This window comes from Georgenia sp. Z1344, from assembly GCF_049856295.1.
Taxonomy (GTDB): Bacteria; Actinomycetota; Actinomycetes; order Actinomycetales; family Actinomycetaceae; genus JB111.
Genome location: NZ_JBNDMZ010000003.1, coordinates 15,306 through 28,862, shown reverse-complemented (window position 1 = coordinate 28,862; position 13,557 = coordinate 15,306). Strand labels below are relative to the sequence as shown.

The 13,557-nt window shown below is 73.9% G+C and carries 13 protein-coding genes; 9 read left to right on the top strand and 4 right to left on the bottom strand.

What is annotated here, in order from left to right; translation table 11 throughout:
- The first annotated feature begins 14 nt into the window (after nucleotides 1-14).
- Nucleotides 15-1,172, top strand: a complete 1,158-nt coding sequence (locus ACPYO6_RS03560) for an SURF1 family protein (protein WP_425713521.1) — start codon at nucleotides 15-17, stop codon at nucleotides 1,170-1,172.
- Nucleotides 1,173-1,302: 130 nt separating this feature from the next.
- Here ACPYO6_RS03560 and ACPYO6_RS03555 read toward each other — a convergent pair whose 3' ends face one another.
- Together ACPYO6_RS03555 and ACPYO6_RS03550 are read right to left on the bottom strand one after the other, a co-directional pair.
- Nucleotides 1,303-3,036 carry an ABC transporter ATP-binding protein gene (locus ACPYO6_RS03555; protein WP_425713520.1) on the bottom strand — a complete coding sequence of 578 codons (1,734 nt, stop codon included), beginning with the start codon at nucleotides 3,034-3,036 and terminating at the stop codon, nucleotides 1,303-1,305.
- Nucleotides 3,033-4,904, bottom strand: a complete 1,872-nt coding sequence (locus ACPYO6_RS03550; RefSeq protein ID WP_425713780.1) for an ABC transporter transmembrane domain-containing protein — start codon at nucleotides 4,902-4,904, stop codon at nucleotides 3,033-3,035. The genes ACPYO6_RS03555 and ACPYO6_RS03550 overlap by 4 nt, the downstream gene beginning before the upstream one ends.
- A gap of 106 nt (nucleotides 4,905-5,010) precedes the next feature.
- Between ACPYO6_RS03550 and ACPYO6_RS03545 the strand changes: the two genes are divergently transcribed.
- The 5 genes from ACPYO6_RS03545 to ACPYO6_RS03525 all read left to right on the top strand — a co-directional run bounded on the left by ACPYO6_RS03545 (nucleotide 5,011) and on the right by ACPYO6_RS03525 (nucleotide 8,981).
- The gene (locus tag ACPYO6_RS03545) at nucleotides 5,011-5,484 is read left to right on the top strand and encodes a DUF3817 domain-containing protein (RefSeq protein WP_425713519.1); all 474 of its coding nucleotides are present in this window, start codon (nucleotides 5,011-5,013) and stop codon (nucleotides 5,482-5,484) included.
- Nucleotides 5,481-7,085, top strand: a complete 1,605-nt coding sequence (guaA, locus tag ACPYO6_RS03540; RefSeq protein WP_425713518.1) for a glutamine-hydrolyzing GMP synthase — start codon at nucleotides 5,481-5,483, stop codon at nucleotides 7,083-7,085. The genes ACPYO6_RS03545 and guaA overlap by 4 nt, the downstream gene beginning before the upstream one ends.
- Nucleotides 7,086-7,211: 126 nt before the next feature.
- On the top strand, nucleotides 7,212-7,559 hold the full coding sequence (locus ACPYO6_RS03535; protein WP_425713517.1) for a hypothetical protein: 348 nt from the start codon (nucleotides 7,212-7,214) through the stop codon (nucleotides 7,557-7,559).
- Nucleotides 7,560-7,622: 63 nt separating this feature from the next.
- The gene (locus ACPYO6_RS03530) at nucleotides 7,623-8,096 is read left to right on the top strand and encodes a DUF456 domain-containing protein (protein WP_425713516.1); all 474 of its coding nucleotides are present in this window, start codon (nucleotides 7,623-7,625) and stop codon (nucleotides 8,094-8,096) included.
- Nucleotides 8,097-8,162: 66 nt separating this feature from the next.
- A complete protein-coding gene (locus tag ACPYO6_RS03525; protein ID WP_425713515.1) occupies nucleotides 8,163-8,981 on the top strand; it encodes a hypothetical protein in 819 nt (272 codons plus the stop codon).
- A gap of 12 nt (nucleotides 8,982-8,993) precedes the next feature.
- Here the strand turns inward: ACPYO6_RS03525 and ACPYO6_RS03520 are convergent, their stop codons facing one another.
- Together ACPYO6_RS03520 and ACPYO6_RS03515 are read right to left on the bottom strand one after the other, a co-directional pair.
- A complete protein-coding gene (locus ACPYO6_RS03520; protein ID WP_425713514.1) occupies nucleotides 8,994-9,653 on the bottom strand; it encodes a response regulator in 660 nt (219 codons plus the stop codon).
- 9 nt (nucleotides 9,654-9,662) lie between these two features.
- The gene (locus ACPYO6_RS03515) at nucleotides 9,663-11,039 is read right to left on the bottom strand and encodes a sensor histidine kinase (protein ID WP_425713513.1); all 1,377 of its coding nucleotides are present in this window, start codon (nucleotides 11,037-11,039) and stop codon (nucleotides 9,663-9,665) included.
- Between the two features lie 160 nt (nucleotides 11,040-11,199).
- Here ACPYO6_RS03515 and ACPYO6_RS03510 point away from each other — a divergent pair, with 160 nt between their 5' ends.
- The 3 genes from ACPYO6_RS03510 to ACPYO6_RS03500 all read left to right on the top strand — a co-directional run bounded on the left by ACPYO6_RS03510 (nucleotide 11,200) and on the right by ACPYO6_RS03500 (nucleotide 13,507).
- Entirely contained in the window at nucleotides 11,200-11,958 is a 759-nt protein-coding gene (locus ACPYO6_RS03510; RefSeq protein ID WP_425713512.1) for a DUF4352 domain-containing protein, read from the top strand.
- Nucleotides 11,959-12,233: 275 nt separating this feature from the next.
- Nucleotides 12,234-12,890, top strand: coding sequence for a hypothetical protein (locus ACPYO6_RS03505; RefSeq protein ID WP_425713511.1), 657 nt, complete (start codon nucleotides 12,234-12,236; stop codon nucleotides 12,888-12,890).
- A 29-nt stretch (nucleotides 12,891-12,919) separates the two neighbouring features.
- A complete protein-coding gene (locus ACPYO6_RS03500; protein ID WP_425713510.1) occupies nucleotides 12,920-13,507 on the top strand; it encodes a hypothetical protein in 588 nt (195 codons plus the stop codon).
- The last annotated feature ends 50 nt before the right edge of the window (nucleotides 13,508-13,557 follow it).

Sequence of the window (13,557 nt, the reverse complement as noted above, 5' to 3'; positions counted from 1 at the left end):
CCTACCCTGGGACGATGGACCCCTCGGCCGAACGACCCCACGGCGAGCCGGTGGGCGACGCCGGGCGCGGGGGGCTCGCCGTCGCAGACGAGGGCGCGAGCGCGACGGCGGCACGAACCTCCGCGGACGACGTCACCTCGACGGGGCTCGACCCGGGGACGGACCGCGTGCGTGGGCTCGATCCCTGGCGCGATCCGGCCGCCATCGCCGCCGACGCGGCCGCTGCCGCTGAGGCCAGGGCCGACGCCGCGGCGCGGAAGGGCAGGCGCAAGGGACCGCGACGGCCGCGCGTCTCGGCGGGCGAGCTGTGGCGCTCCGCGATCTCCCCGCGGATGATCGGGCTCCTCGTCCTGCTCATCGCGGCCGCCGTCGTGTGCGTCCAGCTCGCCGCCTGGCAGCTCGACCGCGCCTCCCTGCGTGGGGCGGACCGAGCGATCGCCGCGCACGAGGCCACCCTCGAGGCCGACCCGGTCCCGCTCGACGACGTGCTGCCCGCCCAGTCGAGCTTCTCCATGGACGTCTACGCCACCGGCGTCACGGTGACGGGCGAGTGGGAGCGAGAGAACCAGGTCCTCGTCGTCGACCGGGCCGTCGAGGGCGAGCCAGCGGTCCTCGTCGTCGCCGCCCTGCGCGTGACCGAGGGACCTGACTCGGGTGCCATGATCCCGGTCCTGCGCGGCTGGCTGCCGGAGTCCGACGTCGAGGTGACCGACGCCGGCGCGAGCGTCGCCGCCCCGGCGGCCCTCGAGCTCCCGGACGGCGAGGTCGCCGTCACCGGGCACCTGTCGAACTCCGAGGCGCAGCGCGACGGCGAGACCGCGCCCGGGACCGCCCTGTCGATCTCCACCGCCGGCTTCGCCGGCACGTGGGGCGGGCCGACGTTCTCCGGCTACCTCGTCCAGGGTGCCCACGACGGCGAGCAGTGGGTCCCGCTCGAGGGCGCTCTCGAACAGGCGCCCGACCCCACGATCGCTGTCGAGACCGGCCTCAACCTGCAGAACCTCATGTACGCGATCGAGTGGCTCGTGTTCGGGGGCTTCGCCCTGTGGCTGTGGTGGCGCCTCGTCCGCGACGACGCCCTCGACCGCCGCGACGAGGAGCTGCTGCTCGCGGGTGGCGGCCGGGACCCCGATCGTCGCGACGCCGACGCCGACGCCGACCGGTCCGAGTAGTCCTCCCCGCCGCCCGGGCGGTGACCGCTCCGGCGCCGTCGGTCGCGCCGGCGCCGGGTGAAACGCCGATGTCAGGTGACGCGCCGACGCCAGGCGCGCCGGACGATGCGCCTCCCGGGACGGCTCCTGCTCAGTCCTGCTGCCAGCTCGCCCACAGGGCCGCGTACTCGCCGCCCGCGGCGACCAGCTCGTCGTGCGAGCCGAGCTCGACGATCCGCCCGCCCTCGACGACGGCGACCCGGTCGGCGTCGTGCGCCGTGTGCAGGCGGTGCGCGATCGCGACCACCGTGCGTCCGGCGAGCACGTTCGACAGCGACCGCTCGAGGTGCCGGGCGGCGCGCGGGTCGAGCAGCGAGGTCGCCTCGTCGAGGACGAGCGTGTGCGGGTCGAGCAGGACGAGCCGCGCGAGCGCGAGCTGCTGCGCCTGCGCCGGCGTCAGCTCGAGCGAGCCGGAGCCGACCTCGGTCTGCAGGCCGTCCTCGAGGCGGTCGACCCAGTCGAGCGCGTCGACGGCGTCGAGCGCCCGGCGCATCCCGGCGTCGTCGACACCCGCGTCCGCAAGGCGCAGGTTGTCCGCGAGCGTCCCGACGAACACGTGGTGCTCCTGCGTGACGAGGGCGACCTGGCGGCGCAGCTCCTCCTCGGGCAGGTCGACGAGGCGCACGCCACCGACCGTGACGGAGCCGCCGGTGGGCGGGTGGATGCCGGCGAGCATGCGGCCGAAGGTCGACTTGCCGGCCCCCGACGGGCCGACGATCGCGAGGCGCTCGCCGGGGCGCAGGTCGAGGTCGATCCCGTGCAGGACGTCCTTGCCCTCGACGTAGGCGTACCGCACGCCGCGGGCGGTGAGCTCGGCGCCGCGCGGCCGCTCGTCACGGGCGGTGCGGTCGGGCTCGACGAGGGAGATCCCGAAGATCCGGGCGAGGGAGGCCGCGGCCACCTGGAGCTCGTCGATCCACATGAGGAGCTCGGTGAACGGCGCCCGCACCTGCATCGCGTAGAGCGCCACCGTGGTGACCGCGCCGATCGACGCGAGGTCGTTCTCGATGAGGAACGCGCCCCACACGACGACGGCGCCCAGCGGGAGGACGAAGCTGAGCTCGAGGCTGCGGAACAGGTGCACGCGCAGCCAGATCGTCACGACCTCCCAGTGCCACGCGTCGGCCATCGCGCCGTCCGAGCGGCGCCGGCGCTGCCGCCCCAGGCTCAGGGCGTCGACCGTGCCGGCCTGCTCGACGTTCTCGGTGACGACGCCGTTGATGTCCGCGAAGGCGGCGGAGTCCGCGAGGTAGGCGGGCATGGCCTTGCGCAGGTATCGGCGGGCGCTCCACCACAGCAGGGGCAGCCCGACGAGCAGCCCGATCGCCACCTGCCAGTCGACGAGGAACGCGGCGCCGTAGGTGAGGGCGACCGTCGTGGCGCCGACGAGGAGTGCAGGGATGCCGAAGCGCAGCACCCACTGCACGCGGTCGATGTCGTTCGTCGTGCGGCCGAGCAGGTCGCCGGTCCCGGCGCGCTCGACGGTCGACAGCGGCAGGTGGGTGACCGTGCGGAGGAAGTCCTCGCGCAGCTCGGCGAACAGCTGCTCGCCCAGCACGAGGGAGGCCCGGTGGGCCCAGGCCGCGAGCAGGGTCTGCGCGACCACGGCCGCGACCAGCCAGAGCGCGGTCCGGTCCACCTCGGCGGCCGTCGTCCCGGTGGCGACCGAGTCGACGAGCCGGCCGAGGAGCCACGGCATCGCCAGGGCGGCGACGGCCGCGAGCGACTGGACGAGGACGACGACGGCGAGCTGGCCGGCGTGTCCCTTGAGGAACGCGAGCCCCTGCCGGGTGGTCGTGCGCGTGTCCGCGACGGGCAGCCTCATCGCACGGCCTCCTGCTCGTCGTCGGCCGTGGTCCGCGTGACGACGGACCGGTAGCGGCGGGCCGCGGGGTCGCCCTCGTGCGCCCGGCGGGCCAGCTCGGTGTGCGGGGCGTGCGCGGTGACCCGGCCGCCGTCGAGGAACGCGACGGAGTCGGCGTGCTCGAGCACGAGCGGCGAGGTGGTGACCACCACGGTGGTGCGTCCGGCCCGCCGGGCGGCGAGGGTGGCGGAGATCCGCGCCTCGGTGTGGGCGTCGACCGCCGAGGTGGGCTCGACGAGGACGAGCGCCGGTGCCTCGGTCAGCAGGGCGCGCGCCAGGGCCACGCGCTGGCGCTGGCCGCCGGACAGGGAACGGCCCTTCTCGGCGATCTCGCCGTCGAGCGTGCCGCCGACGGAGTCGAGGACGTCCTGGGCGTCGGCGGCGGCGAGGGCGCCGAGCAGCTCGTCGTCGTCGCCCCGGTCGCGGACGTCGAGCGTCTCGCGCAGCGTGCCGGCGAACAGCTCGGGGGTCGAACCGGCGACGACGACGCGCTCGCGCACCTCGGCCACCGGCAGCCGGTCGACCGGCGTGCCGTCGAGGGTGGCGGGGGAGCGGTCGGTGCCTGGCCGGTCGGCGTCGGGCCGGTCGGGTCCGGGCAGGGGCTCGCTCGCGTCCGGGACCAGCGCGGGGTCGACGAGACCGAGGTCGGACCGCTCCGGGTCGAGCAGCCGGCCGAGGCGCGCGGCGAGCGCGTTCGCGTCCTCGGGCGGGTCGGACACGACGGCGACGAACGTGCCCGCCTCGGCGACGAAGCCCGACGTCGGGTCCACGAGGCGCGCCCCCGTGGTCGCCGGCGCGGGCCACGGGCGCTCGTCCGCGGCCTCCGACTCGGCGAGGGTGCCGGCCGACGGCCCCGTACCGACGACCCGGATGACCTTGTCGGCGCCCACCCGCGCGCGGACGAGGAGCTGGATGAACTGGGTGAACGCCTGGAGCGGGGCCGCCAGGTAGGTGGTGTAGCCGAACAGGGCCACGAGGTCGCCCGGCGACATCTCGCCGGACAGCGCGAGGTGCGCGCCGAACCAGACGACGAACGCGACGAACAGGCCCGGCAGGAGGACCTGGAGACCGCGCATCGAGGCGGCGATCGTCGCCACCGAGACCCCGGCCGCCCGCACCTCCTGGGAGCGGGTGGCGTACCGGTCGGTGAAGACGTCCTCGCCGCCGATGCCGCGCAGGACCCGCAGGCCCGCCACCGTGTCGGTCGCGAGAGCGCCGAGGCGGCCCTGGGCCTCGCGCTGGACGCGCTGCCGGGTCTGGAGCGGGCGGACGAGCAGCGCGACGAGCACCGAGACGAGCGGCATGCCGACGAGCACGACGACGCCGAGCACGACCGAGGACCGCAGGAGCACCAGCGCCACGAACAGGACGCCCGCGAGGGAACCGACGAACCGCTGGGCCATCTCGAAGACGTTGCCGATGTGGAACGTGTCGTTCGTGATGGTCGCGACCACCTCGCCGGTCGCGGCACGGCGCGTGACGTTCGGGCCGATCCGCGTGACGTGGTGGCCGACGAGACGCCCCGTGTGGAACGTGCCGTAGACCCACGCGAGGGTCTCGAACAGGTGCCCGTAGGCGGAGGTGAGGGTCGCGGCGACGCCGACGAGCAGGACCGCTCCCGCGCCCCACCAGGTCGCCGCCGAGAGGCCGTCGGTGAGCCCGGCGTCCAGCGCGCGGCCGAGCACGAGCGGGATCGCCGCCGTCGAGAGGTTGCGTGCCACGCCGAACAGGACCGCGATCACGAGGGTGAGCCGCTGCCTGCGTGCGAGCCACAGCAGGAGCGCGTTCGCGGAGGTCAGCGGCGGCGTCCCGGGGTGGTCGATGGGCATGGTCAGCACCCCCGGGACGCTACGCCGCGCCCCCGACACCGGCCATCGGATTTGGGGTGACGGCCGACTCACCCGCACCGACCCAGGTCCGGGGGACAATGGGCCCATGTCGGAGACCGGTCCCACCACCACCTCGGCCGAGGCGCGAGCCGCCGGTCAGGCGGCCGCGCAGGCCGCCGAGACCAGGGCACACCGCGCGTTCGGCTGGTACCGCGCGATGGCGTTCGTCACGGGCGTCATGCTGCTCGTGCTCACCGCCGAGATGGTGCTCAAGTACGTGTTCGGCGTCGCCGGCTACGAGGACGAGACGAAGTGGTGGACCGCTCGGCCCGTCATGGGTGCGTGGGTGGCGATCCTGCACGGCTGGATCTACGTCGTCTACGCGGCCACCGTGCTCAATCTCTGGTCGGTCATGCGCTGGGGACTCGGCCGGGTGGTCGCCCTCGTGGCCGCCGGCGTCGTCCCCGTCCTGTCCTTCGTCCTCGAGCGCAAGGCGCACGGCTGGGTCGAGGCCGACCTGCCCGCCGTCACGGGACGTGCCCGGGTGGTCGCCGAGCGTCGGACTACCCTGGGCCGGTGAGCACGGACGCGCCGGACACCGCCGGCACCACGAACCACCGCCCGGTCCTCGTCGTCGACTTCGGCGCCCAGTACGCCCAGCTCATCGCGCGGCGCGTACGCGAGGCGAACGTCCTGTCCGAGGTGGTGCCCCACACCGCCTCGGTCGACGACATGCTCGCCAAGGAGCCCGCGGCGATCATCCTCTCCGGCGGCCCGTCCTCGGTGTACGCCGACGGCGCCCCGGGGGTCGACCCCGCGCTGTTCGACGCCGGGGTCCCGGTCCTCGGGATCTGCTACGGATTCCAGGCGATGGCCCAGGCGCTCGGTGGCACCGTCGACCGGACCGGCGAGCGCGAGTACGGCGGCACGATCGTGCGCGTCGCCGAGGAGCGCGAGGGCTCGACCCTGCTCGACGGCTCGGACGACGTCCAGACCGTGTGGATGTCCCACGGCGACGCCGTGTCGCAGGCTCCCGCCGGCTTCGAGGTCCTCGCGACCTCGACCGGGGCGCCCGTCGCGGCCTTCGAGGACCGGGAACGCCGGCTCTACGGCGTCCAGTGGCACCCCGAGGTCCACCACACCGAGCACGGGCAGACCCTGCTCACCCGCTTCCTGCGCGAGGGTGCCCGCGTCGACGCCGACTGGACGCCCGCCTCCGTCCTCGCCGAGCAGGTCGAGGCGATCCGCGCCCAGGTCGGCGACTCCCGCGTCATCTGCGGCCTCTCCGGCGGCGTCGACTCCTCCGTGGCCGCGGCGCTCGTCCAGCGCGCCGTCGGCGACCAGCTGACCTGCGTGTTCGTCGACCACGGGCTGCTGCGCTCCGGCGAGGCCGAGCAGGTCGAGCGCGACTTCGTCGCCGCGACCGGCGTCGACCTGCGGGTCGTCGACGCCTCGGAGACGTTCCTCGAGGCGCTCGCCGGCGTCACCGACCCAGAGCAGAAGCGCAAGATCATCGGCCGGGAGTTCATCCGCACCTTCGAGGAGGCGGCCGCGTCGATCGTCGCCGAGGCGGGGCACGGTGGGGCCGAGGTGAAGTTCCTCGTCCAGGGCACGCTCTACCCGGACGTCGTCGAGTCAGGCGGCGGCGAGGGTGCGGCCACCATCAAGTCGCACCACAACGTCGGCGGGCTGCCGGAGGACATGACGTTCGAGCTCGTCGAGCCGCTCCGCCTGCTGTTCAAGGACGAGGTCCGGGCCGTCGGCCGCGAGCTCGGCGTCCCCGAGGCCATCGTGTCCCGCCAGCCCTTCCCCGGGCCCGGGCTCGGTATCCGGATCGTCGGCGAGGTGACCCGCGAGCGCCTCGACATCCTGCGCGCCGCCGACCTCGTCGCCCGCGAGGAGCTCACCGCCGCCGGACTCGACGAGTCGATCTGGCAGTGCCCGGTCGTGCTCCTCGCCGACGTCCGCTCGGTGGGTGTCCAGGGCGACGGCCGCACGTACGGACACCCGATCGTGCTGCGCCCCGTGACGAGCGAGGACGCGATGACCGCCGACTGGTCGCGCGTGCCCTACGACGTCCTCGCCCGCATCTCGACCCGCATCACCAACTCCGTCCCGGAGGTCAACCGGGTGGTCCTCGACGTCACGTCGAAGCCCCCGGGCACCATCGAGTGGGAGTGACGCCGGGCGGGTGCCCGGCGTCACGCGCGTCGTTCGTCGTCGGGCAGTGCTCCGACCTCGGCCGACGTGAGTGACCTCTCCGGGCCCGGCCGACCGTTCTGACACGGTGACAGATAATCTGGATGCATGGACATCGTCACCGGCATCCTCCTCGTCATCCACCTCCTCGGCTGGGCGATGGCCCTCGGCATGGCGATCGCGGGCATGCGCGGCGGCGAGCTCCCCAAGGGGGCGACCCACGGCGTGCTCACGGCCCTCGTGGCCGGCATCCTGCTCGTCGGCATGGCCGAGATGGGTGACGGCGACGTCAACCACATGAAGATCGGCGTCAAGGCGCTCGTCGCGATCGGCGCGACCGTCGTCGCGTTCCTCGGCGACCGCGACCGCAAGGCCGGCAAGAAGGGGTCGCCGATGATCCCCACGCTCGCGGGCCTCATCGTCGTCAACGTCGCTGTCGCGGTGCTCTGGAACTGACCCCTGCGTACGATCTGAGCCGCGCGGCCGACCGGCGCGCGTCCTCGAGGCAGGAGCGCGACCATGGCCGAGCTGCTCACGATCCTCGCGATCGTCGTCGGGCTGGCGGGTGTCGTCAGCCAGGTCTTCCCCGGCGGCACGATCGTGGCCGGCGCCGTGGCGATCTGGGGCTGGTACCAGGGCGGGACGCTCGGCTGGACGGTGGCGATCGTCGCCGTCGTCGCCATGGTCGTGGCGATGGTGCTCAAGTACGTCCTCGCGGCGCGATACATGGAACGCGGCGGGGTCAAGAGCTCGACGCTCGTGATCGCGGCGATCGCCGGGGTCGTCGGCTTCTTCGTCGTCCCGGTGGTCGGGATGTTCCTCTTCTTCGTCGGCGCCGTGTTCCTCATCGAGCTCGGCCGCGCCCGAAGCGCCGCGCGCGCATGGCCGGCGACCGTCCGGGCGCTCGAGGCTGCCGGGCTGACGATCCTCATCGAGCTCGCGGATGCGATGGTCGCCGTCGGGGCGTTCGTCGTGGGATGGATCGTGCGGTAGTCCCGAGTGGGCATCGGTCTGTCACGAGACCTCCCGCGGACGGCACCAGGTGGGAGGCTGTCAGGCATGACGGGCGACGGACGGCGCGGCGGGAAGCACGTGGACGGGGGCCGAGCACATGCCCGCGCCCGGGCCGGGCTGGTGTCGCTCCTGCTCGTGCCCGCACTCGCCGCGTGCGGATCGTCCGGAGACGACGGGACGACGACACCGGGCGACGTGCCGTCTGCCGGCACCGCCACGGCGGAGTCGCCGACCGTGACCGAGCCGCACGGTGGTGAGGGCCCGACGGGTCCGCCCGTGCCCGCGCGCACGGTCGCAGAGACGGCACAGCCCGGCGACGTGGTGGTCGTCGACGCGGCACTGGTCGAGGACGAACGCGCCGAGCTGTGCGATGTCGTCGGGGAGACGTACCCGCCCGTCTGCTCGCCGGCGATCCTCGAGCTGACCGGTGCTCCGCTCGACGACCTCAACCTGTTCGAGGCGTCGGGCGTGCGGTGGGGAGGCGTCGTCATCGTTGTCGAGGTCGTCGACGAGGACACGGTCGCCTACGTCGACGTGATCGAGCAGAACGAGACGCCGTCCGGGGCTCCCGCGCCGCGCGAGACATGGACCGTCACGGACGCCCTCGAGATCGCGGAGCCGAACCTCGGGCTCGTCGTCGACGGCGTCCTCGTCACCACGGACGCACCCGCGGGTTCGGCGTACGTGTGCGACGAGGTCACGGGGACGGAACCGCCCGCGTGCGACGAGCCCCGGATCGAGGTCTCCGAGGTGCCGCTCGACCAGCTCGACCTCGACGTCTCGGGTGGCGAGCGCAGCGGTCCGGTGCGGCTGTCGATCGGGTTCGTCGACGACGGCACGGCGGTATTCCTCCGGGAGCACTAGACGGTCGCTCGTCTACCGGGCCTCGGGTTCCGCACGGTCGACGACGACGGCCACCTGGGTGCGGTTCGTCGCTCCGAGCTTGGCCTGCACGCTGCTGAGGTGCGACTTCACGGTCGTCTCGCCGAGGTGCAGCCTGCGCGCGATCTCGGCGTTGCCGTCCCCGCGGGCCACGAGCAGGGCCACCTCGAGCTCGCGACCCGTCAGGGTCGCCAACGCCGCGCGCGCCTCCCTGCGTCGGTCGCCACCGGCGTCGCGGATCCGCCGGAGCACGCCCGGCTGGACGCTCGGCGAGATCGCCCCGTGCCCGGCGGCCACCGCGTGGACCGAGGCAAGGATCTCCGCCGGCTCGGCCGTCTTGAGGAGGTAGCCGTCGGCGCCGGCCTGCAGTGCCGCGTCGACACTGGTGTCCAGGTCCCACGTGGTGAGGACGAGGACCGCCGGCGGCGATGGCCGTGCGCGGATCGCACGGGTGGCGGCCACGCCGTCCGTCCCGGGCATCGTCAGGTCCATGAGGACGACGTCCGGGTGGTGCGCGATGACCTCGTCGAGCGCCGCAGCGCCGTCGGTCGCCTCCCCGACCACCTCGAGCGTCGGGTCCGTCCCGATGATCCGTCGCACGAGGGTGCGCACCATCGGGTCGTCGTCGACGAGCACGCGGACCGGCGGGGACACCCGAGCAGTCTAGGAGCGGCCCCCGACATCGTTCACCGGCCACGGGAGGTGGACGGTCACCCGGAAGCGGTCGCCGTCGACCCCGTACCGGACGGATCCACCGAGCAGCTCGGCGCGCTCGACGATGCCGACCAGGCCGGAGGAGCTGCCGTCCGCGTGCCACTCGCCCGGCGAGGCCGCCGGGGCCGGCACGCGGTTCGCGCCCTCGATCTCGACCCCGTGCCCCGGACCACCGGTGACGCGCAGGCGGAGGATCTCACCCGGGGCGTGCTTGCGCGCGTTCGTCATGATCTCGGTGGTGATGCGGTGCACCGCGCGGGCGAGCGTGGCGGGGGCGGACGCGCCGTCGTCGATCCGCACGGTGGCCGAGAGGAGCTGCCCGGCGTCGGCGGACTCGTCGAGCACGGTCTGCAGGTGGTCGAGCGTGACGACCGGCTCGGGGGTGGGCTCGCGGAGCATGCCGACCAGCGAGCGGAGGTCCTCCGTGGCGGCAGCGGCCTGCGAGCGGACGCGGGCCGCCGACTCCGCCAGGCGGGGGTCGTCCTGCACCTCGAGCTGGAGCGCGCCGGCCTCGAGGCTGAGCAGGGAGAGCCGGTGCCCGATCCCGTCGTGGATCTCCCGGGCGACCTGCTCGCGCTCGGCCGTGCGGGACGCGGTGGTCACGGCGTCGTCGCGCTCGCGGCGCGCGTCGGTCTCGGCGGTCCGTGCCTGCTGCGCGGCGCTGCGGGCGGCCTCGGCGGCGGCGCGGGCCCGTCGGGCGTCCGCCCGTGAGCGACGCAGCAGGCCGATCCCGATCGCCGACCCGACGGCGAGCGCCACGAAGAGTGCGACACCCGGCCACGGCGCCGGGGCCGGTGCATGGTCCGACGGTGAGCTCGCGAGCATCACCCGTACCCACGAGGTCCACGTCGTCTGCCCGAGCAGGTCCCGCCACGTGCAGACCACGGTCGCCAGTGCGACGACCGAGCAGGCGAGCACCGGGCGGTCGAGCCGGCGGTGGGACAGGTGGCTCGAGAGGACGACGAGCGCGGCGAGCGGGGAGAACGGCAGCACGAGGGCGATCGCCGTCACCACCACGAGCGTCGCCGTCGGCCGACGGGCTCGGGCGCGCAGCACCAGGCCGTGCAGCATCGCCCCGAACATGAGCGCCATCAGCACGCCGACCTTCCAGCCGGCGACCGTGTCCGGGTCCTCCTCCATCCAGTCCCGCACCCACGGCGTGTAGATGAGGTCCATCAGGGCGACGACCGCCAGGACCACGCCGAGCACGAGCCCGCGTGCCGGGCGCAGCACACGACGACCGACGACGTCGCGCCGCGACGCGCCAGCACGGCCGGCCGGTCCGGCGCTCGCGGCAGACCGTCCGGCGGCGTTCGACATGGGCATGGCGGACATTGTCGCCGCAGGCGCCGACGCCGACCCCCTCCGGACGGTCCGGCAGGGCCGACCGATCGGAGGAGGGGAGCCGGACCGGTCGGGGGATCCGGCAGGCAGGGCCGGCGGGCGAGTCTTCACCCGTACCGCTCAGCCCCCACCGGAGGACATCATGACCACGCAGCACACCCCCGAGACCGGCGGCCCCGCCGCGCCGAACCCCTACGGCACGCCCGCGGCGCCGATGAGCAAGAAGGAGCTCAAGGTCCAGAAGCGGATGCAGAAGGCGGCGCGCCCCTGGGTCGCGCGGCACAAGATCCTCACCGGCGCGCTCGGCATCGTGGGTGTCGCGGCCGTCGCCGGCATCGCGGGCGGCGGCGAGGAGGACACCTCGGCCGACGCGGCCGCAGACTCCACCTCCGCAGCACCCGAGGCCCCCGAGGGCTCGGCCCCCGCCACGACCGAGGTACCGGCGGAGGAGCAGCCCGCCGCCGAGGAGGCCGTCGTCGAGGAGGCGCCGGCCGAGGAGGCCGCCGGCGCGCAGGTCGGCATGCCCGTCCAGGTCGGTGACCTCGACGTCACCGTCACCGAGGTCGAGCCCGGCATCGCGTCGGTCGGCGACGAGTACCTCGGCGAGCAGGCCCAGGGCCAGTTCGTGCTCGTCCAGGTGACGATGACGAACACCGGCGACAGCGCGGCCACCTTCTTCGAGCAGGACGCCGTGCTCGTCGACACCGAGGGCCGGCAGCACGAGACGTCGTCGGCGTCGATCTACCTCGACGAGTCGTCGTCCTGGCTGATCACGGACATCAACCCGGGCAACACCGCCGACGGCGCGCTGCTGTTCGACATCCCGGCCGACGCTGAGGCCGACCTCCTCCAGGTCTCCGCGGGCCTGTTCTCCGACGACGTCGACATCCGCCTGCGCTGACCCCCTGATCGCCCGGCCCGCGACCCTCCCCGGCGCGGGTCGGGCCCCGGGATCGTGCGACCCCCGGCGCGCGGCTCCCGGGCATCACTGCGGCCCGACGACGAACCCCACCCGGTCCGTCGTCGGGCCGCTGGTCGTCGTCCGGCCTGTTCCCGACCGGGGCAGATGGCACCAGGCAGAAGTTCCCGCCCTGGACGCCGTGGTCCCGGACGGTGTGATGGAAGTATCCGTGCGAGGGACGGCCCGAGGGGCGACGACGACCGGGGGAGGCGATGATGAGCGACACGGACGAGGCGGCGGCGAACCGTCGTGCGAGCGATGCCGGAGACGCGGTACCGACGAAGGGTTTGAGCGGGATCCGGGGCGGGGGCTCGACCTGGACGCGTCTGCTCGTCCTTCTCGTCGTCGCGATGGTCGCCGCCAACGTCTATCTCTGGTTCGACGGACGTCGGTTGCCGGCGTCCGGCCAGGCGCCCGACGACGATGCCGAGACCGTGGCGCTCGGTGAGCGGATCCCCGTCGGGGGGCGCATCTCCGCGGCGGGAGAGGACGTGCGCTCGAACGGCACGCTGCGCGTCGACGACGTCGAGGTCGGTGCCGACGTGCCTGCGGGCCTCGGCGAGCCCGACGGCCAGCTCGTCATCCTCGACCTCGTCCTCGAGAACGACAGGGAGGGCTCCACGGTCCAGCTCGACACGGAGCGGTTGAGGGTCGTCGACGACCAGGGCAGGCGTCACGGGGTGGACACGACCGAGGAGCTGTGGCAGGAGCACTCCTGGTTGCTGGAGGACCGCGTCTTCCTCGCGGGCGACGCCCGGACGAGCGGACGACTCGTCCTCGACATCCCCGTGGACGCCGTGCCCGAGCGCCTCTGGGTCCCCGACGAGACCACGACGTCGGGTGTCGGCGACGTCCTCGTGGAGCTGCGATGACCACCCGGACGACGAGAGGACGAGTCACCATGACGCGAACCCAGAAGGGGCTGTCGATCGTCGCCGCGGTCCTGCTCGCAATCGCCGTCGTCCAGGCGCTCGTCCTGGTCGGGGGATCGAACGACCTTCCCGGGCGGTTCGACACGGTCGAGGGCGACGGACCCGGTGTGGGGGACACCGTCCGGGTGGGCGAGCTCGACGTGCGGGTCGTCGAGACTGAGGACGACAACTTCTCGATGACGGTGAGCGACCTGTTCGCGGAGGAGAGCACCGGGTCGTACGCACGCGACGTCGAGCTCGTCACCGTCGCGATCAGCAACCCGACGGACGACCCGCACGAGATCGGACTCGTCAACAGCGTGCTCGTGGACCACGAGGGACGCTGGGACACGACGACCGAGCTCGACTGGCTCGACGGGCCCGGGCTCGCTGGGGTCGTCGCCGGCGACCGGGCCATGCCGCCGTCCCTCCACGTCAATCCCGGGCAGGAGGTCCGCCGCGTGCTCGTGTTCGATGCCGGGCACCTCGGGCCGCTCGACCACGTCCGCCTCGTCGGCGGGACCGAGTGGGGCGACCCGCTGACCGGTGAGCAACTAGTGGCGCTCACGGAGCCGTAGAGAGGCCCACTGCGCTCTCGTCCACAGCCTCGCTCTCGAGTGTCGGCCCG

Coding starts and splice junctions, on each gene's coding strand:
- ACPYO6_RS03560 (WP_425713521.1), top strand. CDS start 15: ATGGACCCCTCGGCCGAACGACCCCACGGCGAGCCGGTGGGCGACGCC.
- ACPYO6_RS03555 (WP_425713520.1), bottom strand. CDS start 3,036: ATGAGGCTGCCCGTCGCGGACACGCGCACGACCACCCGGCAGGGGCTC.
- ACPYO6_RS03550 (WP_425713780.1), bottom strand. CDS start 4,904: ATGCCCATCGACCACCCCGGGACGCCGCCGCTGACCTCCGCGAACGCG.
- ACPYO6_RS03545 (WP_425713519.1), top strand. CDS start 5,011: ATGTCGGAGACCGGTCCCACCACCACCTCGGCCGAGGCGCGAGCCGCC.
- ACPYO6_RS03535 (WP_425713517.1), top strand. CDS start 7,212: ATGGACATCGTCACCGGCATCCTCCTCGTCATCCACCTCCTCGGCTGG.
- ACPYO6_RS03530 (WP_425713516.1), top strand. CDS start 7,623: ATGGCCGAGCTGCTCACGATCCTCGCGATCGTCGTCGGGCTGGCGGGT.
- ACPYO6_RS03525 (WP_425713515.1), top strand. CDS start 8,163: ATGACGGGCGACGGACGGCGCGGCGGGAAGCACGTGGACGGGGGCCGA.
- ACPYO6_RS03515 (WP_425713513.1), bottom strand. CDS start 11,039: ATGCCCATGTCGAACGCCGCCGGACGGTCTGCCGCGAGCGCCGGACCG.
- ACPYO6_RS03510 (WP_425713512.1), top strand. CDS start 11,200: ATGACCACGCAGCACACCCCCGAGACCGGCGGCCCCGCCGCGCCGAAC.
- ACPYO6_RS03505 (WP_425713511.1), top strand. CDS start 12,234: ATGAGCGACACGGACGAGGCGGCGGCGAACCGTCGTGCGAGCGATGCC.
- ACPYO6_RS03500 (WP_425713510.1), top strand. CDS start 12,920: ATGACGCGAACCCAGAAGGGGCTGTCGATCGTCGCCGCGGTCCTGCTC.